Source organism: Streptomyces sp. NPDC032822, from assembly GCF_055578825.1.
The window spans coordinates 658,712-680,172 of the sequence record NZ_JBVIOL010000002.1 but is presented as its reverse complement, the minus strand read 5'-3'; the positions used below and the strand labels follow the sequence as shown (position 1 = coordinate 680,172).

19 protein-coding genes and 2 pseudogenes are annotated in these 21,461 nt (G+C 72.3%); 17 read left to right on the top strand and 4 right to left on the bottom strand.

From position 1 onward, the window contains the following. Positions 1-401: 401 nt before the first annotated feature. The 5 genes from ACZ5VD_RS08685 (at position 402) to ACZ5VD_RS08665 (ending at position 6,060) form a co-directional block, all read left to right on the top strand. On the top strand, positions 402-1,718 hold the full coding sequence (locus tag ACZ5VD_RS08685; protein WP_468681568.1) for an ABC transporter substrate-binding protein: 1,317 nt from the start codon (positions 402-404) through the stop codon (positions 1,716-1,718). Positions 1,719-1,723: 5 nt separating this feature from the next. Continuing rightward, entirely contained in the window at positions 1,724-2,734 is a 1,011-nt protein-coding gene (locus tag ACZ5VD_RS08680; protein ID WP_468681566.1) for a carbohydrate ABC transporter permease, read from the top strand. A gap of 13 nt (positions 2,735-2,747) precedes the next feature. Next, entirely contained in the window at positions 2,748-3,587 is an 840-nt protein-coding gene (locus ACZ5VD_RS08675) for a carbohydrate ABC transporter permease (RefSeq protein WP_468551392.1), read from the top strand. Between the two features lie 47 nt (positions 3,588-3,634). Next, the gene (locus tag ACZ5VD_RS08670; RefSeq protein ID WP_468681564.1) at positions 3,635-4,993 is read left to right on the top strand and encodes a GH1 family beta-glucosidase; all 1,359 of its coding nucleotides are present in this window, start codon (positions 3,635-3,637) and stop codon (positions 4,991-4,993) included. A 170-nt stretch (positions 4,994-5,163) separates the two neighbouring features. Beyond that, positions 5,164-6,060, top strand: coding sequence for an alpha/beta fold hydrolase (locus ACZ5VD_RS08665; RefSeq protein WP_468681563.1), 897 nt, complete (start codon positions 5,164-5,166; stop codon positions 6,058-6,060). On the opposite strand, the gene ACZ5VD_RS08660 is transcribed toward ACZ5VD_RS08665, so the two are convergent. Both ACZ5VD_RS08660 and ACZ5VD_RS08655 read right to left on the bottom strand, forming a co-directional pair. Next, on the bottom strand, positions 6,033-6,425 hold the full coding sequence (locus ACZ5VD_RS08660) for an SCO5389 family protein (RefSeq protein ID WP_468681562.1): 393 nt from the start codon (positions 6,423-6,425) through the stop codon (positions 6,033-6,035). The genes ACZ5VD_RS08665 and ACZ5VD_RS08660 overlap by 28 nt on opposite strands. A 49-nt stretch (positions 6,426-6,474) precedes the next feature. Beyond that, positions 6,475-7,428, bottom strand: a complete 954-nt coding sequence (locus ACZ5VD_RS08655; protein WP_468681560.1) for an ATP-binding protein — start codon at positions 7,426-7,428, stop codon at positions 6,475-6,477. Positions 7,429-7,570: 142 nt separating this feature from the next. Here ACZ5VD_RS08655 and ACZ5VD_RS08650 point away from each other — a divergent pair, with 142 nt between their 5' ends. From ACZ5VD_RS08650 to ACZ5VD_RS08630, 5 genes and pseudogenes are all read left to right on the top strand, one after another. Then, a complete protein-coding gene (locus ACZ5VD_RS08650; protein ID WP_468551242.1) occupies positions 7,571-8,107 on the top strand; it encodes a GNAT family N-acetyltransferase in 537 nt (178 codons plus the stop codon). A gap of 4 nt (positions 8,108-8,111) precedes the next feature. Further along, the gene (locus ACZ5VD_RS08645) at positions 8,112-9,602 is read left to right on the top strand and encodes an ABC transporter substrate-binding protein (protein ID WP_468681558.1); all 1,491 of its coding nucleotides are present in this window, start codon (positions 8,112-8,114) and stop codon (positions 9,600-9,602) included. Positions 9,603-9,920: 318 nt separating this feature from the next. Continuing rightward, positions 9,921-11,234: pseudogene (locus tag ACZ5VD_RS08640) on the top strand (ABC transporter permease subunit); the annotation flags it as partial. 2 nt (positions 11,235-11,236) lie between these two features. Beyond that, positions 11,237-12,616 carry an MDR family MFS transporter gene (locus tag ACZ5VD_RS08635; protein ID WP_468681690.1) on the top strand — a complete coding sequence of 460 codons (1,380 nt, stop codon included), beginning with the start codon at positions 11,237-11,239 and terminating at the stop codon, positions 12,614-12,616. Between the two features lie 9 nt (positions 12,617-12,625). Further along, a complete protein-coding gene (locus ACZ5VD_RS08630; RefSeq protein ID WP_468681557.1) occupies positions 12,626-12,805 on the top strand; it encodes a hypothetical protein in 180 nt (59 codons plus the stop codon). Between the two features lie 291 nt (positions 12,806-13,096). Here ACZ5VD_RS08630 and ACZ5VD_RS08625 read toward each other — a convergent pair whose 3' ends face one another. Continuing rightward, positions 13,097-13,885, bottom strand: coding sequence for a CDP-alcohol phosphatidyltransferase family protein (locus ACZ5VD_RS08625; protein WP_468551247.1), 789 nt, complete (start codon positions 13,883-13,885; stop codon positions 13,097-13,099). A 108-nt stretch (positions 13,886-13,993) separates the two neighbouring features. Between ACZ5VD_RS08625 and ACZ5VD_RS08620 the strand changes: the two genes are divergently transcribed. The 5 genes from ACZ5VD_RS08620 to ACZ5VD_RS08600 all read left to right on the top strand — a co-directional run bounded on the left by ACZ5VD_RS08620 (position 13,994) and on the right by ACZ5VD_RS08600 (position 19,115). After that, positions 13,994-14,977 (top strand): zinc-dependent alcohol dehydrogenase, encoded by a 984-nt coding sequence (locus ACZ5VD_RS08620; protein WP_468681555.1) that lies wholly within the window; start codon positions 13,994-13,996, stop codon positions 14,975-14,977. 151 nt (positions 14,978-15,128) lie between these two features. Then, positions 15,129-15,527, top strand: a complete 399-nt coding sequence (locus tag ACZ5VD_RS08615) for a 6-pyruvoyl trahydropterin synthase family protein (protein ID WP_266450177.1) — start codon at positions 15,129-15,131, stop codon at positions 15,525-15,527. Beyond that, positions 15,524-16,705, top strand: coding sequence for a glycosyltransferase family 4 protein (locus ACZ5VD_RS08610; RefSeq protein WP_468551249.1), 1,182 nt, complete (start codon positions 15,524-15,526; stop codon positions 16,703-16,705). The genes ACZ5VD_RS08615 and ACZ5VD_RS08610 overlap by 4 nt, the downstream gene beginning before the upstream one ends. After that, on the top strand, positions 16,702-17,757 hold the full coding sequence (locus ACZ5VD_RS08605; protein WP_468551250.1) for a class I SAM-dependent methyltransferase: 1,056 nt from the start codon (positions 16,702-16,704) through the stop codon (positions 17,755-17,757). The genes ACZ5VD_RS08610 and ACZ5VD_RS08605 overlap by 4 nt, the downstream gene beginning before the upstream one ends. After that, positions 17,754-19,115: a lysylphosphatidylglycerol synthase transmembrane domain-containing protein gene (locus ACZ5VD_RS08600; RefSeq protein WP_468681553.1), complete on the top strand. Its 1,362-nt coding sequence runs from the start codon at positions 17,754-17,756 to the stop codon at positions 19,113-19,115. Before ACZ5VD_RS08605 ends, ACZ5VD_RS08600 begins: the two co-directional genes overlap by 4 nt. On the opposite strand, the pseudogene ACZ5VD_RS08595 reads toward ACZ5VD_RS08600, so the two are convergent. Continuing rightward, a pseudogene (locus ACZ5VD_RS08595) lies at positions 19,004-19,747 on the bottom strand (creatininase family protein); the annotation flags it as partial. The gene ACZ5VD_RS08600 and the pseudogene ACZ5VD_RS08595 sit on opposite strands and share 112 nt — an antisense overlap. A gap of 38 nt (positions 19,748-19,785) precedes the next feature. On the opposite strand from ACZ5VD_RS08595, the gene ribA reads away from it, so the two are divergent. Together ribA and ACZ5VD_RS08585 are read left to right on the top strand one after the other, a co-directional pair. Beyond that, entirely contained in the window at positions 19,786-20,445 is a 660-nt protein-coding gene (ribA, locus tag ACZ5VD_RS08590) for a GTP cyclohydrolase II (RefSeq protein WP_468551252.1), read from the top strand. Positions 20,446-20,489: 44 nt separating this feature from the next. Further along, a complete protein-coding gene (locus ACZ5VD_RS08585) occupies positions 20,490-21,461 on the top strand; it encodes an ornithine cyclodeaminase family protein (protein WP_468681551.1) in 972 nt (323 codons plus the stop codon).

Genomic DNA, 21,461 nt, shown 5'->3' with positions numbered 1-21,461 from the left:
CAGGGTGGCCCCACCCTCACACGGGTGGGGCCACCCCTGGGTTTTCCCCTCGGCCGCCCCCGCGCTTCCCCCTCAGGGAGAGGACACGACCGTCGACGGCACCGTCGACGGCACCGTCGACGTACCCGACGTCGACGCCCGGAACAACCAGGCGCCCGAAGGCGGATGGTCTCGCGGAGGCTGAAGTCATGGGGCGGCTCTCCTGGTTCAGGAAGTGAACGGGGTGGGGTGCGGGAGCGCTCTCTCGGCGCTGCATGCTTCAGGCACTTGAACGCATGCGTCAAGAGGCGGGGCGGAGTTCGACGAGTGCTGTCGGAACCCTTGACGAGCCCCGCTCCCGAGGTTTAACTCACGTCCTAAATTAAGTCGTGAGTGCATTGCCTGAAGGGACACCACGAGCCATGCGCACCATCCGAGCCGCGGCCACAGGCGCCGTCACCCTGTCTCTCGCCCTCGCCGCCTCGGCCTGCGGAGGCGGTTCGTCGGCCGACGGCGGGTCCAACGACTCGCCGAAGACGCTGACCTACTGGGCCTCCAATCAGGGCGCCAGTATCGAGGTCGACAAGAAGGTCCTCCAGCCGGAACTCGACAAGTTCGAGAAGCAGACCGGCATCGAGGTGAAGCTGGAGGTCGTCCCCTGGTCGGACCTGCTGAACCGGATCCTCACCGCCACCACCTCCGGCCAGGGCCCCGACGTCCTGAACATCGGCAACACCTGGAGCGCCTCCCTCCAGGCCACCGGTGCCCTGCTGCCCTGGGATGCCGAGAACCTCGCCGCGATCGGTGGCAAGGAGCGCTTCGTCGACTCGGCGCTCGCCTCGACGGGAGCGCGGGGCAAGGACCCGGCCGCCGTGCCGCTGTACTCGATGGCGTACGCGCTCTACTACAACAAGAAGATGTTCGCCGACGCGGGCATCGCCCAACCGCCCGCCACCTGGGCGGAGTTGGCCGCCGACGGCAAGAAGCTGTCGAAGGACGGCAAGTGGGGCCTGGGCGCGGAGGGTTCGAACCCGTCGGAGAACATCCACCACGCCTTCGTCTTCGCCAAGCAGCACGGCGCCGACTTCTTCACCGCCGACGGCAAGCCCGACTTCACGAACGAGGGCGCGGTCGCGGGAGTCAAGCAGTACGTCGACCTGATGGCCAAGGACAAGGTCATCGCGCCCGGCAACGCCGAGTACGCGCAGAACCAGTCGGTGAGCGACTTCGCCAAGGGCAAGAGCGCGATGCTGCTGTGGCAGTCCGCCTCCGCCAACCTCACGTCGCAGGGCATGAGCGAGGACGACTACGGCATCGCCCCCGTGCCCGTGCGGTCCGGCACACCGGGGACGGGCACGAACGTCAACTCCATGGTCGCCGGCATCAACCTCGCCGTCTTCAAGAACACCGACAACCTCGACGGCGCCCGGAAGTTCGTGAAGTTCATGACCGGTGACGCCGAGCAGAAGGTCCTCAACACCGCGTACAGCACCATCCCGCCGGTGAAGGCCGCGCAGACGGACGCCGCCTTCGACACCCCGGCGAGCGCGGTCCTGAAGGAGACCCTGGCGGGCAGTGCGGCGGCCCTTCCGCAGGTCGCGGACGAGTCGCAGTTCGAGACGGCGGTCGGTACGGCCGTCAAGGACCTGTTCGCCGACGCGGCGGCGGGGCGCGCGGTCACCACCGAGTCGGTGCGGGCCAAGCTGGAGAAGGCCCAGCAGCAGATGCCGGCGAAGTGAGCGTGATGACCAGCACCGTCGAACTCCGGGCGGACGAGGGGGGCAAGGGCGCCGAGGGGGCTGGTGAGGCGGCGGCGCACGGCCCGCGCCGTCGCCGCCCGGCCGGCCGGATCCGCCGCGTCGGACTGCCGTACCTGCTGCTCCTGCCCGCCCTGGTCCTCGAACTCCTCGTCCATCTGGTGCCGATGGTGATCGGCATCGTGATGAGCTTCAAGGAGCTCACCCAGTTCTACATCCGCGATTGGGGCGCGGCCCCGTGGGCGGGTCTCGACAACTACTCGGTGTCGGTGGACTTCGACGCCCCCGTCGGTGAGGCCCTGCTCCACTCGTTCCTCGTCACCGTCGCCTTCACCCTGCTGTCGGTGGGCATGTGCTGGCTGATCGGCACCGCGGCGGCCGTCTGCATGCAGGACACCTTCCGCGGCCGGGGTCTGCTGCGGGCCCTGTTCCTCGTCCCGTACGCCCTGCCGGTCTACGCGGCCGTCATCACCTGGGTGTTCATGTTCCAGCACGACAACGGTCTGGTGAACCACGTCCTGCACGACCAGCTGCACCTGACCGACAAGCCGTCCTTCTGGCTCATCGGCGACAACGCGTTCGTCGCCCTGCTCACCGTGTCGGTGTGGAAGGGCTGGCCGTTCGCCTTCCTCATCGTGATGGCCGGACTGCAGAACATCCCCAAGGAGCTGTACGAGGCGGCGGCGCTCGACGGCGCCGGCATGTGGCAGCAGATCCGCCGCATCACGCTGCCGTCACTGCAACCCGTCAACCAGGTGCTCGTGCTGGTCCTGTTCCTGTGGACGTTCAACGACTTCAACACGCCGTTCGTCTTGTTCGGCAGGACCGCGCCGGAGGCCGCCGACCTCATCTCGGTGCACATCTACCAAGCGTCCTTCGTCACCTGGAACTTCGGCACCGGCTCGGCGATGTCGGTCCTGCTGCTGCTCTTCCTGCTGCTGGTGACGGGCGTGTACCTCGTACTCACCTCGCGCGGACGGAGGACCGCCCGTGTCTAGCACCGGCTCCCCGATGGCCCCGCCGCGGTCCTTCCTCTGGTCCCGGCGGATCTTCCTCACCCTCCTCTCCGGCTTCGTCCTGATGCCCGTCTACGTGATGGTCTCCAGCTCCCTGAAACCGCTCGCGGACGTCACGGGCACGTTCCGCTGGCTGCCGAGCGAGTTGACGATCCGGCCGTACATCGACATCTGGTCGACGGTCCCCCTCGCCCGCTACTTCGTGAACTCGCTGATCGTGGCGAGCGCGGCGACGGTCTGCTCGGTGGTCATCGCGGTGTTCTCCGCGTACGCGGTCAGCCGCTACGAGTTCCGCGGCAAGCGCGTCTTCACGGTCACCGTCCTGTCGACGCAGATGTTCCCCGGGATCCTCTTCCTCCTCCCGCTCTTCCTCCTCTACGTCAACATCGGCAACGCCACCGGCATCGCCCTGTTCGGCTCGCGCGGCGGCCTGATCCTGACGTATCTGACGTTCTCCCTGCCGTTCTCGATCTGGATGCTGATCGGGTACTTCGACTCGGTGCCGCGCGACCTGGACGAGGCGGCGCTGGTGGACGGCTGCGGGCCGCTCGGCGCGCTGTTCCGGGTGGTCGTGCCGGCCGCGATCCCCGGCATCGTCGCGGTCGCCGTCTACGCCTTCATGACCGCCTGGGGCGAGGTGCTGTTCGCGTCGGTGATGACCAACGACACCACCCGCACACTCGCCGTGGGACTCCAGGGCTACTCCACGCTCAACGACGTGTACTGGAACCAGATCATGGCCGCCTCGCTGGTCGTCAGCGTCCCCGTGGTCGCGGGCTTCCTGCTGCTCCAGCGCTATCTGGTGGCCGGTCTGACGGCGGGCGCCGTGAAGTGAGCCATTGCGACTCCCACTCCGACTCCGCATCTTTTGAAGGGACTTCAGTGACCATCGACCTCGCCGCCCTCCCGCACGACTTCCTGTGGGGCACGGCCACAGCGGCGTACCAGATCGAGGGAGCCGCAGCCGAGGACGGACGTGCGCCGTCGATCTGGGACACCTTCTCCCACACCCCCGGCAAGATCGCCAACAACGACAACGGCGACGTGGCCTGCGACCACTACCACCGCTGGCGCGAGGACATCGCGCTGATGCGTCAACTGGGCACCAACGCCTACCGGTTGTCCCTCGCCTGGCCGCGGATCGTGCCCGGCGGCGACGGCCCGCCCAACCCCAAGGGCCTCGCGTTCTACGACGAGTTGATCGACGGCCTGCTGGAGGCGGGCATCACCCCGTCCGTCACCCTCTACCACTGGGACCTCCCGCAGGTCCTCCAGGACCGGGGCGGCTGGCCCGAGCGGGCCACCGCCGAGCACTTCGCCGTGTACGCCTCGGTCGTCGCCGAACGTCTCGGCGACCGTGTCAGCCACTGGGCCACCCTCAACGAGCCGCTGTGCTCGGCCTGGATCGGTCACCTCGAAGGCAAGATGGCCCCCGGCCTCATGGACCTGACCGCGGCCGTCCGCGCCTCCTACCACCTGCTCCTCGGCCACGGCCTCGCCACCCGGGCGATCCGCGCCGCCGCCCCGCACGCCCAGGTCGGCATCGTCAACAACCTCTCCACCATCCACCCCGCCACCGACCGCCCGGAGGACGTCGAGGCCGCCCGCCGCATGGACGGTCACACCAACCGCTGGTGGCTCGACCCGGTCCACGGCCGCGGCTTCCCGGCGGACATGCGCGAGGTCTACGGCGTCGAACTCCCCGAGCGAGCGGGCGACTCGGAGACCATCGCCGCGCCCCTGGACTGGCTGGGCCTGAACTACTACTTCCCGCAGACCGTCGCCGACGACCCCACCGGCCCGGCGCCCCGGGTCCGCACGGTCCGCCGGCTCGGCGTGCCGCGCACCGGCATGGACTGGGAGGTCGACGCGACCGGCATCGAGGACCTGCTGCTCCGCCTCACCGACGAGTACGGCGCCCGCAGGCTGTACGTCACCGAGAACGGCTCCGCCTTCCCGGACGTCGTACGCCCCGACGGCACGGTGGAGGACCCCGAACGTCAGGAGTACCTCACCAAACACCTCGCGGCCTGCGCCTCCGCCGCCCGCAAGGGCGCCCCGCTGGCCGGCTACTTCGCCTGGTCGCTGCTGGACAACTTCGAGTGGGCGTACGGCTACGACAAGCGGTTCGGACTGGTCCACGTGGACTACCGGACGCAGACCCGCACGATCAAGGGGACCGGGTACCGGTACGCGGACATCGTGCGGGCGCACCGGGGGCGGGTACGGAACGCGGCGTGACGGCAGGGCGGGTGGACGCGGATGGACGCGGGTGCGGGAGCCCGCGTCCACCCGTGCGGGGAGGTGGGGGAACCGAAGCGGTGGCCGCGGACCGGGTGTCGCCCGGTGCCGCCGGGCGCGCGAGTCACTATCCGGTTGCCGCCCCGGGCACCCCCTGCCAGGCTCGCCCCATGCCCACCTTCTCCGCCCCCGACGGAACCCGCCTCGCCTATCACGTCTCCGGCGAGGGAGACAGGGATGGGGACGGAGAGGGGGACAGCGCCGGTCCGCCGCTGATCTGCCTGCCCGGCGGCCCCATGCAGGACTCCGTCTATCTAAACGACCTGGGCGGTCTTGCCGCCCACCGCACCCTGATCCGCCTGGACCTCAGGGGCACCGGCCGCTCGGCGACGCCCGAGGACCCGGCGTCGTACCGCTGCGACCGTCTGGTCGGTGACGTCGAGGCGCTGCGTGAGGAACTGGGTCTGGAACGGCTGGAGTTGCTCGGCCACTCCGCCGGCGCGAACCTGGCCGTCCTGTACACGGCCCGTCACCCCGGCCGGGTCGAGCGGCTCGCCCTGATCACCCCGAGCGTCCACGCGGTCGGCATCGAGGTCACCGCCGAGGACCGTCTGGGCACCGCACGGCTGCGCCGGGGCGAACCATGGTTCACCCCGGCGTACACGGCCCTGGAGGCGATCGCCGCCGGCCGGGCGGGTGCCGACGACTGGCCGGCCGTCGCCCCCTTCTGGTTCGCCCGCTGGGACGACGAGGCGAGGGCCGTCCGGGAGGCCGAGGAGAAGCAGCGCAACGACGAGGCGGCAGCCGTGTACGGCTCCGAGGGAGCCTTCGACCCGGCCGCCACCCGCACGGCTCTCGCCGCGTGCGAGGCACCCGTGTTCGTGCTGGCCGGAGAGGTGGACGTGGCCGCCCCGCCGCGTGCCGTCGCCGAGTACGCGGACCTGTTCCCGGACGCGGAAGTCGTCGTCCAGCCCGGCGCCGCACACTTCCCGTGGCTGGACGACGCCGACCGGTTCGTGACGGCGTTCCTGGAGCGGGGTCAGCAGTCGCGGAACTCCGGCGACTGATTCAGCACCTGCGACCGCAGCGACGTGAACCGCGCGTACGTCTCGCCGTCCCGGTCCTCGGGCCGGAACGCCGCCACCCGGTGGCAGTTCTGGAAGGCGAGCGACACCCCGAAGTGCCGCTCCAGACTGCCGCGGATCGCGTCGCTGGCGAGGGCGCGCAGCAGCTGGCCGCGCTCCCTCTCGGACGGGGGAGGGGTCTGGTTGTCGGTGAACGGGGCCTGTACGGTGCGGAGTTCGGCGGCGAGACCGGCGATCAGGTCGTAGGCGTACGGCAGGGAGGTGCGGACGGTGTCCACGAAGTCCTCCTCGCGGATGTCACCGTGTTGGGCCTCGGCGAGGAGCTGGGGGGAGACGTCGAGAGACATGGTGCCGGGGTGTCCTGTCCGGTAGGTGGGTGGCGGTGAGGGGGAGCGGTCAGGCGAGGGCGGCCGGGCCCGGTACGAAGTCCGGGTCCACCTGCGCGGCCAGGTCGAGGCCGGTCGCCGTGTTCGCCCAGGCGCGCGCGTTGCGCAGATGGAACTCGACGGCGTGCCGGTGCTGCGTCGCCCAGTCCCGGGGGTGGGCGTCGACGGCCTCGCGCAGGATGTTCAGGGCATGTGTGTTGTGCGGCTCCAGCGTGTCCAACCCGCCCTGCTCGCGGCCCTGTTCGGCCGAGCGCACCCAGGGGGAGTGCACCAGGTGGGTGAGAAGGTCGTCGCCGACCTGTTCCTTGAGGAACAGCAGGTCGTCCTCGCCGGTCACCTTGTTGCCGACGACGGCGACCCGGATCCCGAACTCCCGTGCGTGGTCCCGGTACTGGCGGTACACCGAGACGCCCTTGCGGGTGGGCTCGGCCACCAGGAACGTCAGGTCGAAGCGGGTGAACAGGCCGGAGGCGAACGCGTCCGCGCCGGCCGTCATGTCGACCACGACGTACTCGCCCGGGCCGTCGACCAGATGGTTGAGGTAGAGCTCCACCCCGCCGAGTTTGGAGTGGTAGCAGGCCACCCCCAGGTCGCTCTCCTCGAACGCGCCCGTCGCCATCAGCGGCACGCCGCCCGCGCGCCGGACGTGCCGGGTGTGCAGTTCGTCGTCGCCGAGCAGGCGCAGCAGACGGGAGCCGCCGCCGGGCGGTGTGGTCTTGATCATCGCCTCGGGGGAGGGGATGCGGGGGTTGGTGCCGCGCAGGAGGTCCTTGATGCGGTCGAGGTGCGCGCCGAGCGGAGGGGCGTCCAGGGGCCCGTCGTGTCCGAGCGCCTCGGCCAGGTGCTGGTTGATGTCGCCGTCGATGGCGAGGACCGGCGCGCCGGAGCGGGCCAGGTGCCGGGTGAAGAGCGCCGACAGGGTGGTCTTGCCGCTGCCGCCCTTGCCGACGAACGCGATCCGCACTACCGCTCCGTCTTTCCGTGAACGACATTTTTGAAAATGGATGTCATGTCGGTAGGTTGTAGGGGTGCGCGATGATCAGTGTCAAATCGCCCCACCCCCCGGCCGGTGATCGGCTCATCGGCTTAATGCATATGATTGGCAAGTGCGTGACTACAGCATCAGGGCGGCGAGCCCGGACGACCTCGAAGGTGCGCGAGCCGTGATGCTCGACACCGTCTACCGCGACTTCGGCACCGGCTACGTGCCCCGCTGGCATGCGGACATCATCGACCCGGCCGCCGCCTACCTCGCCCCCGCCCGCCACACCCTGCTCGTCGCCGTCGACCCGGCCGACGGAGCCGTCGTGGCCACCGCCGCCCTCGACTCCCGCGGCCCGGCCCACCCGCCGAACCCGCGCCACGTCGCCGAGCGCTATCCCTCGGGCGCGACCGCGCAACTGCGCCGGGTGTACGTCCGGCCCGAGCACCGCAGGCGCGGCCTCGCCCGCCGCCTGGTCGACGAGCTGCTCGCCTTCGCCGCCGCCGACGGCGGCTACCGCGCCGTCTACCTGCACACCGACCCCCAGGTGCCGGGCGCCGAGCCCTTCTGGCACTCCCTCGGCAAGGTCGTGCACGACGAGCGCGAGGACCCCGACGCCGAGCATGGTGTCGTCCACTTCGAGATCCCGATGGGCCGGTGACGGCATGCGCCGCCGACACATACTTGGTTCCCTGCTGCTCGCCCCGCTCCTGACGGCCTGCTTCGCCTCCTCCTCCGGTGACGACTCCTCGGGCGACGCGGCGGACGGCTCCCGGCTGCGGGTCGCCCTCGCCTTCCCGCCCGCCGAGAACCTCTCGCCGTACGGCGCCGACGCCACCCTCCTCAGCCGCCTCGGCGTCACCGAGGGCCTCACCGCCCTCGACGCCAACGGCGCCGCCGCCCCCGCGCTCGCCGAGTCCTGGCGCCGCGAGAACGACCGGACCTGGCTGTTCACCCTGCGCGAGGCCGCCTTCCAGGACGGTTCCGAGGTCACCCCGGCCGCGGTCGCCGCCGCCCTCACCCACGCCACCGACGCCAAGCCCGAGCCCGCCGCCCTGTCCGGCGTGACGCTCACCGCGAAGGCCGGCGGCGACCGGGTCGTACGCGTCACCACCGCCACGGCCGACCCCGTCCTGCCCCTGCGCCTGTCCAGTCCCAGCCTCGCCGTCCTCTCCCCGAAGGCCTACGACGACCAGGACGGCGTCGACCCGGTCGGCACCGCCACCGGACCCTTCGAACTCACCGAGGTCACCGGCTCCACCTCCGCCGCCCTCGACCGCTACGACGACTACTGGGGCGGTCGCGCCCAGGCCTCCGGCGTCGACGTCCGCTTCATCGCCGACGGCACCGCCCGCGCGAGCGCCCTGCGCACCGACGAGATCGACATCGCCGAGGCGGTCCCCGTGGCCCAGGCCGCCACCCTGGACAAGGCCACCCGCAAGGAAACCGCCACCACCCGCACCACGAGCCTCCTCCTCAACTCGGAGTCCGGCCCCTTCAAGGACCCGAAGCTCCGTGCCGCCGCCCGCCAGGCCGTCGACACCACCGCCCTCGCCGACGGCGTCTACGAGGGATACGCCGACCCCGGCGCCGGCATCTACGGCCCCGCCGTGACCTGGGCCGAGGGCAAGCGGCAACAGCCCACCGGACGCCCGAAGGCCGCCGCGCCCGACGGCACGAAGGTCACCCTCGCCACCTATGACAACCGGCCCGAACTCCCCGAAGCCGCCCAGGTGTTGAAGCAGCAACTGGAGAAGGCCGGATTCCGGGTCACCCTGGAGGTGCGCGAGTACTCCCGGCTGGAGAGCGACGCGCTGGAGGGCGAGTTCGACGCCTTCGTCCTGGCCCGCAACACCCTCGTCGACACCGGTGACCCCCTCGCCGTCCTCGCCAGCGACTACACCTGCAAGGGCGGCTACAACATCGCCCAGCTCTGCGACAGGACCGTCGACGCGGACGTCACCAAGGCCGAGGGCATCGCCGACACCGCGAAGCGGCAGGACGCGGCGATGACCGCCGAGGCCGCGATCCTCGGCACCGACGCCGTCGTCCCGCTGGTCCACCAGCAGATCATCACCGGGGTCGCCACCACCGTCAGCGGTGTGATCCTCGACCCGTACGAGCGGACCCTCGTCGGCACCGGAACCCGGCGCTGACCCGTGCGACCGCACGTGGCCGCACTCGTGTGGCGCGCCGCCCTCGCGGCCGCCCTCGTGTGCGGCATCGGTCTGCTGCCCTGGCTGACCCGCACCGACCCGGCCCGGACCGTCCTCAAGGCCCGCTCGGCCGACCGTGACCCCAGCCCCGAGGTGCTCGCCGACATCCGCGCCCAACTGGGTCTGGACAAAGGCCCGTTGTCGCTGCTCGGGCAGTGGCTCGGCGGGCTGTGGCGCGGCGACGCCGGACGCTCGTGGCTCTCCGGCGACGAGGTCACCCCCGCCGTGCTCCAGGCCCTCGGCGCATCCCTGCTGCTGATGGCGGTGACCCTCGTGGTCGCCGCCCTCACCGCCGCCCTGATCTGCGCCCGCACCCTGTGGCTCGGCGCCCACCGACGCCTCGACGGCCGCCGGGCCGGAGGCAGCGGCTCCGCGATCCTCGCCGCACTCCCCGAATTCCTCACCGCGTCCGTCCTCGCCACCGTCGTCGGCGTCCAACTGGGCTGGCTGCCCGCCCTCGGCTGGTACGGCCCCCAGTGGACCGTCCTGCCCGCCCTCGCCCTCGGCCTGCCCGCCGGTGCCGTCATCGGGCGACTCCTCGACGACCTGCTGCCCGGCGCCTTCGCCGAACCCTGGGCACTCGCCGCCGCCGCGCGCGGACTGACCGGGCGCAGCATCGCCCGCCAGGCCGCACACCGCTGCCTGCCGGCGCTGCTCCCCAACCTCGGCCTGTTCGTCGTCGGCCTCACCGGCGGTGCGGTCGCCGTGGAACAGATCTTCGACATCCCCGGACTCGGCCGCACCACCCTCCAGGCCGCCCTCGCCCAGGACCTCCCCGTCCTCCAGGCCGGCACCCTGGCCCTCGTCCTGCTCGCCGCGGTCGCGGCCGGACTCGCCGCCCTCACCACCCGACTCCTCGTCGGCCCCGCCCTGCGCGACGGCGCTCTGTCCTCGCTCCACCGCCCCTCCCCACCGGCCCGCGCGATCCTCCCCCTGGCCTACGGCGGACTGCTGGCCCTCGTCCTCTTGCTCGGCCTGCCCCGCGACCCGCTCGCCCTCGACACCGGTGAACGCCTGCGCGCCCCCTCCTGGAACCACCCGTTCGGCACCGACGCCCTCGGCCGTGACCTCCTCGCCCGGGTCGCGCACGGCGCCGTCGACACCCTGCTGTTCGCCCTCCTGATCAGTGCCGCCGCCCTGCTCGCCGGTGTACTCCTCGGGCTGGTGCCCCGGCTCTCGGGACCGCTCGTCGACACGGTCAACGCGATCCCGCCCGTCCTCCTAGCCCTCCTCGTCACCGCGGTCGCGGGCAGCGGACCCGCCACCCCCGCGCTCGCCGTCGGAGCCGTCGCCTGGGCACCCCTCGCCGCCCACACCGCCGCCCTGCTGCGCCAGGAACGCGCCGCCCTGCACGTCACCGCCACCCGCGGCCTCGGCGCCGGCCGCTGGTACCTGCTGCGCCACGAACTGCTGCCCGCCGCTCTGCCGCCCGTCACCCGGCACGCCCTGCTCCGCCTGCCCGGCATCGCCCTGGCACTCGCCTCCCTCGCCTTCCTCGGCCTCGGCGCCCAGCCGCCCTCCCCGGAGTGGGGCCTCCTCCTGGCCGAGAACCAGCCCTACGCCGAGCGCGCCCCCTGGGCCGTCCTCGCCCCCGCCGCCGTCCTCGCCCTTCTCGGAGCGCTCGCCGTCAGCGCGGCGGGCGGCCTGCGGCTGCCGCGGCGCGAGCGGCCCCGTACGCCCGAACCGCCGGCCGAAGAGACGTCCCCCATCCGGGAGTTGGTCCGCACCCCATGACCTCGCTGACGGCCGGCCTGCGCAAGCCGCCCGGGCAGAGCCGCCTCACGCCCCTGCTGCGTCTGTTGATCCTCACCCAACTCGCCTTCAACATCGGCTTCTTCGCCGTGCTGCCCTTCCTGTCCGAACACCTCGGACAGGCCATGGGGATGGCCGGCTGGCTCGTCGGACTGGTCCTCGGGCTGCGAACCTTCAGCCAGCAGGGACTGTTCGTGGTGGGCGGGGCGCTGGCCGACCGGTACGGCATCCGGCCGGTGGTACTCGCCGGCTGCGTCCTGAGGATCGGCGGATTCGTCTGGCTCGGACACGCGGAGGGGACCGGGGCCGTCATCGGGGCCGTCCTGCTGATCGGCTTCGCCGCCGCACTGTTCTCACCGGCCGTCGAGTCCGAGGTCGCCCGGCAGGCGGTCGTCCGGGAGGAGGCCGGCGAGGGCTCCCGCACCCATGTCCTGGCCCTGTTCACCGTCGCCGGACAGGCCGGCGCCTTCGTCGGACCCCTGCTCGGCGCGCTGCTCCTGTCCGTGGACTTCCGCACGGTGTGCCTGGCCGGGGCGGGCGTCTTCGTCCTCGTCCTCGCCGGACACGCCTGGCTGCTGCCGCAGCACATCCCCGGCCGCGCACGCGTCCAAGTGCGGGGCGGCATAGGGGCGTTGCTCCGCAATCGCCGCTTCCTCGCCCTGTGCTGCGCGTACGGCGCCTACCTCCTCGCCTACAACCAGCTTTACCTAGCGCTCCCCGACGAGGTGCAGCGCGTCGCCGGCTCCCAGGCCCCGCTCGCCTGGCTGTTCGCCCTGTCGTCGCTGCTCGTCGTGACCGCCCAACTCCCCGTCACCCGCTGGGTCGGTGACCGTCTCGACCTGCGCCGCTCCATGGTGACCGGACTCCTGCTCATCGCGGCCGGCTTCGCGGTGGTGGCCCTCGCCCGCCCCGCGCACTGGACCGGCGTCCCGGGCCTGCTCCCCGCGGCGGGCTTCGTCGTCCTGCTGACCCTCGGTCAGATGCTCGTCGCCCCGGTGGCCCGCGCCTGGGTCCCCGACCTGGCCGAGGAAGGCCGACTCGGCCTGTACATGGGGGCGTTGTCGTCGGTCTCCGGCCTGATCGTCCTCGTCGGCAGCGCGGTGACGGGAAGCCTGATGGACAGTGGACTGCCGGCGGTGGTGCCGTGGCTGCTGCTGGCGGCCGTACCGGCCGCGGCGATCGGACTGCTGCCCCGGCGATAGGGGCCCGGCATGGAGACCCGGGACATCCGGGTGGAGATCGCCCGCGAGGCGGACCGCGAACTCGTCGACACCTTCGACCGGATGCCGCCACAGCCGTCCCGACCACGAACGCGACTGCGGCGCGCCTCGATCCCGCCGCCGTCGACCGCGTCCCGCGACGCGAACACCGTGCTGGTCACCCGCTCGTGATGTTCCCCGTGCCGAGTGGGCTCCGGGCCCGCATCGAGGACGTCGTGGCCGACCACGGGCGGCCCGTGGCCACGGAATCGCCGGGCTGCCGACCCGCGGGGCGGGCGCCCGGACCGTCGGCCTCACCTCACGGCAGGGCCGGGGCGCGACGATCGGACGGTGCGAACGGTTCGGATTCCGGGCGAGAGGGCCGACGGTGTACCGGGTGCCGCCGGGCGGCTGACGACCGTGTACCCGGGTACTCCCGTCGACTGCGTACCGGACACCGCGTGGGGACCGGATGACGCGAGGTCAGGACGCCACCGGCTCCCGCGCCGGCAGCAGCTCCAGCACCTCCGCCACCTCCTCCGCGACCGCGGCCTCCTGCGCCCGCCAGGTGCGCCACAGCCACAGGATGTCCCGGCCGAACGACCAGACCAGCGTCACCAGTGCCGTCGTGACGACCGCGAGCGTCCCGACGTACGGCAGGAGGTCGGAGGCGGCGAGGAGGAGGAAGACGCCCTGGAGGGCGGCGACCGTCTTGCGGGCGGTGCTCGGGGGGAGCGGGGCGTTGAGCCAGGGCAGGGCGCGGGCCGCGGCGACGAAGCCGTAGCGCATGGCGCCGATCAGCATGACCCACGGGCCGAGGGACATCGAGACGTACACGCTCAGCACCAGGATGAGGAACGCGTCGACCTCCATGTCGAAGCGTGCGCCCAGAGGGGTCGAGGTGCCGGTGCGGCGGGCCACCTTGCCGTCGACCCCGTCGAGGATCAGCGCCACCGCGGTCAGCCCGACGAACAGCGTCACCGGGGGTGAGCTCTCGAAGGAGTCCGCGACCAGAGCGGTCACGGCACCCACCAGAGTCGCCCGGCCGAGCGTCACCCGGTTGGCCGGGCCGAACGTGGGCAACCGGGACCTGTGCAGAGCTCGGGAGAGCACCGCCCAGGTGGCGATGGCGAAGGCGAGGCCGGTGAACCAGCCCGCCGGCCCCATGCCGATCGCCGTGCCGAGCAGGGCCAGCAAAAGGATCTGCAGGCCCGCTCCCACCGCGGTCTCCTGCTGGACCAGCCTTGCGTCGTAAGTGTTGTTCAGGGCCACCGCACATTCCTCCGGCCAGGTGACAGAGTGGATCAAGGCCGCGTACTGTGCGCGACCTGTGCACACTTCGGTACGTGAACAGCTTCCCGATCGTTCAGGAGGATGCCGATGAAGCGCACCGGACGTGCGTTCTGGCTCAGCTCTCCGGGTCACGGAGAGATACGCGAGGTGGCCCTGCCGGACCCCGCGGAGGACGAGGTCGTCGTCCGTTCGCTGTACTCCGGAGTCAGCCGGGGCACGGAGACCCTCGTGTTCCGCGGCGGAGTGCCGCGGAGCCAGTACGCGGCCATGCGGGCACCCTTCCAGGAAGGTGACTTCCCCGGGCCGGTGAAGTACGGCTACCTCAATGTGGGGGTGGTGGAGGAGGGGCCGGCGGATCTGGTCGGCCGGACCGTCTTCTGTCTCTATCCGCATCAGACGCGGTACGTCGTCCCGGTGGCCGCGGTGACGGTCCTGCCGCCGTCCGTTCCCGCCGAACGGGCCATCCTCGCCGGCACGGTCGAGACCGCGGTGAACGCCCTGTGGGACGCGGCACCGCTGGTCGGCGACCGGATCGCGGTGGTCGGCGGGGGCATGATCGGCAGCTCGGTGGCCGCGCTGCTGGCCCGCTTCCCCGGCGTCCGCGTCCAGTTGGTCGACGCCGACCCGGCCCGCGCGAAGACCGCCGAGGCCCTCGGTGTCGACTTCGCACTCCCAAAGGACGCCCTCGGCGACTGCGACCTCGTCGTACACGCCAGCGCCACCGAACAGGGCCTGGCCCGCGCCTTGGAGCTGCTGACCGCGGAGGGCACCGTCCTCGAACTGAGCTGGTACGGCGACCGACAGGTCAGCCTGCCGCTGGGGGAGGCCTTCCACTCCCGGCGCCTGGTCATCCGCAGCAGCCAGGTCGGCTCCGTGTCGCCGGCCCGCCGCTCCAGCCGCACCTACGCCGACCGGCTGGCCCTCGCCCTGGAACTCCTCGCCGATCCGGCGCTGGAGGCCCTCGTCACCGGGGAGAGCGCCTTCGGTGACCTGCCGGACGTCATGCCGCGGCTGGCCTCCGGCGAGATTCCCGCCCTGTGTCACCGGGTCCGCTACGACGGCACCACGTGACCCAGCCGGTCACACCCGTACGGCAAGAGCGCCTGACCTGAGAAAAGAGTGAGAGGAGGCTGAACACCGGGAAGCGAAGAGCCGTACTACACGGCATCCCCCGGCAGGGATCAGCGGGGGACCAGACGCGCCGCACCTGGAGGGTCGTCCGTTGTTCAGCATCACCGTCCGCGATCACATCATGATCGCCCACAGCTTCCGCGGCGAGGTCTTCGGACCCGCGCAGCGCCTGCACGGAGCGACGTTCCTCGTGGACGCCACGTTCCGCCGCGAACAGCTGGACGACGACAACATCGTCGTCGACATCGGACTCGCCACACAGGAACTGGGCGCCGTAGTCAGCGAGCTGAACTACAGAAACCTCGACAACGAGCCCGACTTCGCCGGAATCAACACCTCCACGGAGTTCCTCGCCAAGGTCATCGCGGACCGGCTCGCCGAACGGATCCACAAGGGCGCGCTCGGCGAGGGCGCCAAGGGTCTCGCGGGCCTCACCGTCTCGCTGCACGAGTCGCACGTCGCCTGGGCGAGCTACGAGCGTGCGCTGTGACCGACACGACGATGGAGCGGTCCGCTCTCGGCTATGTGCCGGTGCAGCACTCCGCCCTCAAGAACGCGGAGATCATCCCGATGTCCCTGCGCTCCGTGCACTTCGTGCTGCCGGGCGGGGTCGACGACCCGACCGTCCCGAGCGGCGGCAACGCCTACGACCGGCGGATCAGCCTGGACCTCCCCGGCTTCGGCTGGCAGGTCCACCAACACGCGGTGCCCGGTGAGTGGCCCCGCCCCGGAGCCTCCGCCCGCGCCCAGCTCGCGCAGACGCTGCGGGACCTGCCGGACGACGCGATCGTCCTGCTGGACGGGCTGGTCGCCTGCGCGGTCCCGGAGATCGTCGTCCCGGAGGCGGAACGGCTGCGGCTGGTCGTCCTCGTCCATCTCCCCCTCGGCGACGAGACGGGCCTGGACCCGGCGGTCGCCGCGGACCTGGACGCCAGGGAGCGCACCGTCCTGCGGGCCGTCCCCGCGGTCGTCGCCACCAGCGACTGGGCCGTGCGTCGCCTGGTCTCGCACCACGGCCTGGCCCCCGACCGGGTCCATGTCGCCGCCCCCGGCGCCGACATCGCCCCCCTCGCCTCCGGCACCGACGGCGTCTCGCGCCTGCTGTGCGTCGCCGCCGTCACCCCGCGCAAGGGCCAGCACCGGCTGGTGGAGGCGCTGGCCGCGGCGAGCGACCTGCCGTGGAGCTGCGTGTGCGTCGGCGGGCTCACCCACGATCCGCAGTACGTGGCGAGCCTGCGGATACTGATCCGCAAGTACGGCCTGGAGGACCGACTGCACCTGGCGGGCCCGCAGTCCGGCGCCGCACTCGACGCCAGTTACGCCGCCGCCGACCTCATGGTCCTCACCTCCTACGCCGAGACCTACGGCATGGCGGTCACCGAAGCCCTCGCGCGCGGCATCCCCGTGCTGGCCACCGATGTCGGCGGCCTCCCCGAGGCGGTCGGCCGCGCCCCCGACGGCGGTGTGCCCGGCATCCTCGTCCCGCCGGAGGACCCCGCCGCCCTCGCCTCGGAACTGCGCGGCTGGTTCGGTGAGGCCGACGTACGACGCCGGCTGAAGGCCGCCGCGCGCGGCCGGCGGGCCGCCCTGGACGGCTGGGCGACGACCGCCCGCAGCCTCGCCGGGGTACTGGGCCGGCTGCCGAACGAACCCAGGAGGGCCGCATGAGGAAGACCGCGATGACCGAGCGGGCGGGACGGATCCCGTCCCAGCCCGGGCCCGAGGGGGCCGTCGAATCGAGGAGTTCCGTGGGCGCAGGTCCTGAAGGAGGGGCAGTGGAAGCCACCGTCGCCGGACCCGGGGAAGCCCCCGGCGAGGCCGAAACCGTCATCCCCGGAGCCGGACCCGGCGAGCGCCCCACCGTACGGCTGCGGGACACCGATCCCGACGACCCGCCGCGCTACGCCCCCGAGTGGCTGGAACTGCGGGAGGGCGCCGACGCCGCCGCGCGCGCCGCCGACCTGCTCGACCCGCTGCGCATCCGCCTCGCGAACCTGCCGGGGAAGGCCGGGATCGTCGTGCACGACCTGGGCTGCGGCACCGGCTCGATGGGCCGCTGGCTGGCCCCCCGCCTGGACGGCGCCCAGCACTGGATCCTGCACGACCGGGACCCCTACCTCCTGCACTTCGCCGCCGTGGCCTCCCCGCGCGCCGGCGCCGACGGCAGCCGGGTGTCGGCCGAGACACGGCGCGGCGACGTCGCGCGCCTCACCCCGGACGCCCTGGCGGGCGCGTCCCTGGTCACGGCCTCCGCGCTGCTCGACGTCCTCACCCGCGAGGAGATCGACACCCTCGCCGCCGCCTGCACCGGGGCGGGCTGCCCGGCCCTGCTGACCCTGTCCGTGGCCGGCCGGGTCGACCTGACCCCCTCCGACCCGATGGACGCGGAGATCGCCGAGGCGTTCAACGCCCACCAGCGCCGCGACGGCCTGCTCGGCCCGGACTCCGTCACCGCGGCCTGCGAGGCGTTCTCCGAGCGCGGCGCCACCGTACGGCTGCACCCGAGCCCCTGGCGGCTCGGGCCGGACGAGTCCGCGCTGACCGCCCAGTGGCTGCGCGGCTGGGTCGGCGCGGCCGTCGAGCAGCGGCCCGACCTGCGGGAGCGCGCCGGCCGCTATCTGCGGGAGCGGCTCGCCGCCTGCGCGGCGGGCGAGCTGTCGGTGGTGGTGCACCACACCGACCTGCTGGCGCTGTCCCGGCCGACGGGCGGAACGGCATGAGCGTGGAGACGGTACGGACCTGGGCCGGATCGCCGGCGCGGACGTGGAGCGGACTGCCCGGCACCGAGCCGCGGGAGCGGCGCACGGACCTGGTCGCGCCGCCCGCCCCGGTCGGCGGCCGGGCGACGGCCCCCGCCGGTGCGGCCGTCTCCGAGGACCGGATCGGCGTGATCGTCTCGACGCCCCGCCCGGGCGCCGCGCCGAGCGCTCCCCGTCGTCCCTTTCGCCTCCGCCTCGACTCCCGGGCGCTGCGCACCCACATCGGCACCGTCGCGGGCGTGGCCATCCTGGCCGTGCTGCTCTGGCGCCTGGGCACCGGCGTCTTCCTGGACGGGCTGCGCCGGATCGACGGCGCGACGCTGCTCGTGGCGCTCGGCATCGGTCTCCTCACCACCGTGTTCAGCGCCTGGCGCTGGCAGTTGGTGGCCCGGGGGCTGCGCATCCGGCTGCCGCTCGGCCCGGCCGTCGCCGACTACTACCGTGCTCTGTTCCTGAACGCGGCGCTGCCCGGCGGTGTCCTGGGCGATGTGCACCGGGCGGTGCGGCACGGGCAGAGCGCCGGTGACCTGGGCCGCGGGGTCCGCTCGGTCGTCATCGAACGGGCCGCGGGACAGATCGTCCTGGCCGTCGTCGGTGTCGCCGTGCTGCTGACCATGCCGTCACCGGTGCTGGCGGACGCCCGGCACTTCGCACCGCTGATCGCGTTCGCCGCGCTCGGCGCCCTCGCCGTCGTCCTGGCCCTGCGGATGAGCCGGGCGCCCTCCCGTCGGGGACGGGCCCTGCGGGCGAGCCTCGGCGAGGCACGCGAGGGACTGCTGTCCCGCCGGAACCTGCCCGGCGTCGCCCTGTCCTCCGCCGTCGTCCTCGCCGGCCACCTCGGGATGTTCGTCGTCGCCGCCCGCGTCGCCGGATCCGCCGCCTCGGCCGCCCTGCTGCTGCCGCTCGCGATCCTCGCCCTGCTCGCCATGAGCCTGCCGCTGAACGTCGGAGGCTGGGGCCCCCGCGAGGGCGTCACCGCCTGGGCGTTCGGCGCCGCCGGACTGGGCGCGAGCAGCGGCCTCGCGGTCGCCGTGGTCTACGGCGTGCTGAGCTTCGTGGCGAGCCTGCCCGGCGTCGTCGTCCTCGTCGTCCGCTGGTACGCCGCTGTGCGCGCCGGTAGGGGAACCGGGACCGGGGCCCGGACCGTCGTGACGGACCCGGAACCCCCGCACACGCCCACGGGTCACTCGTCGGCGGGCGTGGGGCCGGTCAGCATCGAGAAATACGCGCCGAAGGAATCCGCCAGACTCGCCAGCAGCGCCTTCCCCTTTTCCGCGGAACCCAGCGAAGGCCGGCCGATGACACCCGAATCGGTATAGCCGGACATACCGAGGGTGAGGAGATGACGACGATCGTCCGCGACGAAATCAGAGGTCTCATAACCGGGCCGCAGACATTCGGGATGAGCGTGCAGAAGAATGGAGGTCTCGATTTCCCCCGCGTGCATGTCGGTGAGCAGCGAGGTCACCACCCCCGCCCGCTCCCGGGCGGTCTCCCAGTCCTCCGCGGCCGGGAAGAGCGCCATCCGCTCACCGCGCGCGGAGGATTCCTGAACGACGTTGCCCAGTACGTAGTTCCCGCCGTGCCCGTTGACCACCACCAGGGTGTCGACGCCGGAGCGGCGCAGCGAGTCCGCAATGTCCCGTACCACCGCGTGAAGGGTGACGGAGGAGATGCTGACGGTTCCCGGCCAGGCCGCGTGCTCGTGCGAGCAGGAGAGCGTCACCGGCGGGAGGAGGTGCACCGGGTACGCGTCGGCGATCTCCCGGGCCACGGCACAGGCGACCAGCGTGTCGGTCGCCAGCGGCAGGTACGCACCGTGCTGCTCGAAGCTTCCGACAGGAAGGACGGCGACCTGCGTTGAGAGATCCGTGCCCCGTGTCCGTACGTCCTCAGTGGTGTCCGCCGGCACCAGACCGTACGCGGCCGACCGTATTCCCGAACCACTCATCTTTTCCCGGCCTTTCGTCTCTGCTTAGGAACCAGATCATGACAGATAAACTTGGCGTGCTCGGCAAGACGTCGCCACAGCGCACCGGTGTGGAACGCGTGGTGAATGCCCCGCTTCCCACCGTGTACGGGAAATTCCAGGCCGTCGGCTACCTCGATCACGATCGCGGTGACGAGCAAGTGGCCCTGGTCTACGGTGACATCGGCAAGGACGACGTCCTCACCCGCCTGCATTCCGAGTGCCTGACCGGTGACGCCTTCGGCTCCCAGCACTGCGAGTGCGGTGACCAGCTCGCCTCCGCGCTGCGCGCGGTCGTCGCCGAGGGCAGCGGCGTCGTCGTCTACCTCAGAGGGCATGAGGGCCGGGGCATCGGCCTGCTCGCCAAGCTGCGGGCGATGGCGTTGCAGGCGGAGGGCCTGGACACCGTGGAGGCCAACCTGGCGCTCGGTCTGCCGGTGGACGCCCGCGACTACGGCGTCGCCGCGGAGATCCTGCACGACCTGGGCGTGAAGTCGGTGCGTCTGATGTCGAACAACCCGCGCAAGCGCGAGGCGCTGGTGCGGCACGGCATCCAGGTCGCCGAGACGGTGCCGCTGCTGATACCGCCGTGCGAGAACAACATCACCTATCTGCGGACGAAGCGGGAGCGGCTGGACCACCATCTGCCCCATCTGGACGCGGTGGCGCACCTGTCCTGATTCCCGGGCGGTGCGCGCGGACAGGAAGAGGGCAGGTAGAGGGAATGACCGACGACGTCCTCTTCCTCTCCGCGGAACAGGTGGCGCGCCTGCTCGACGCCGACACGGCCATCGCCTCGCAGCGCGCGGCCTTCACCGCGCTCGGCGCCGGCACCGCCGACCTGCCCGCGAAGATCATGCATCCCAGCCGCTTCGACGACAGTGTCGTCTTCGCGTACGTCTCCCGGCTGTCGGCGGACAGCGGGGCGGTCGCGAAGTTCGGCAGCGTCAACCCGGGCAACGCGGCGGCCGGGCTGCCGACCGTGCACGCCGTCGTCACGGTGCTCGATCCGGTGACGGGCCGCCTCACCGCCGTCCTGGACGGCACGGCGGTGACCACGCTGCGGACGGCCGCGGCGAGCGCCGTCGCCGTGGACGCGCTGGCCCGCCCCGACGCCGCTGACCTGGCCGTCCTCGGCTCGGGCACCCAGGCCCTCGCACATGTGCGGGCCCTCGCCCGGGTGCGGGACCTGAAGTCCGTACGGCTGTGGAGCCCGACCCCGCGGCACCGCGCCCACGCGGCCGAGACCCTCACGGCCGCGTCGGGCCTGCCCGTCGAGGCGGTCGACAGCGCCGAGGCGGCCGTGCGCGGGGCGTCCCTGGTCGCGGCCTGCACGCTCAGCACCACACCGGTGGTGCGCGGGCCGTGGCTGGACCCCGGCTGCACCGTCGTCAGCGTCGGTTCGTTCGAACCCACCCGCCGCGAGGTGGACACCGAGGTCGTACGACGGTCCGCGGCCGTCGTCGTGGACGACCCGGAGACCGCGGCCGGGCACGCGGGACCGATCGTGGACGCCCTGCGGGAGGGGCTGTTGACCCCCGGCGACCTCGTCCCGCTGGGTGCCGTGCTCACCGGGCAGCGCACCGCACGCAGGACACCCGAGGACATCGTCCACTACACCAGCGTCGGCCTCGGCATCCAGGACGCCGCCGCGGCGTGGGCCGTCGTACAGGCGGCGCGAGAGGAGTGCCGGTGA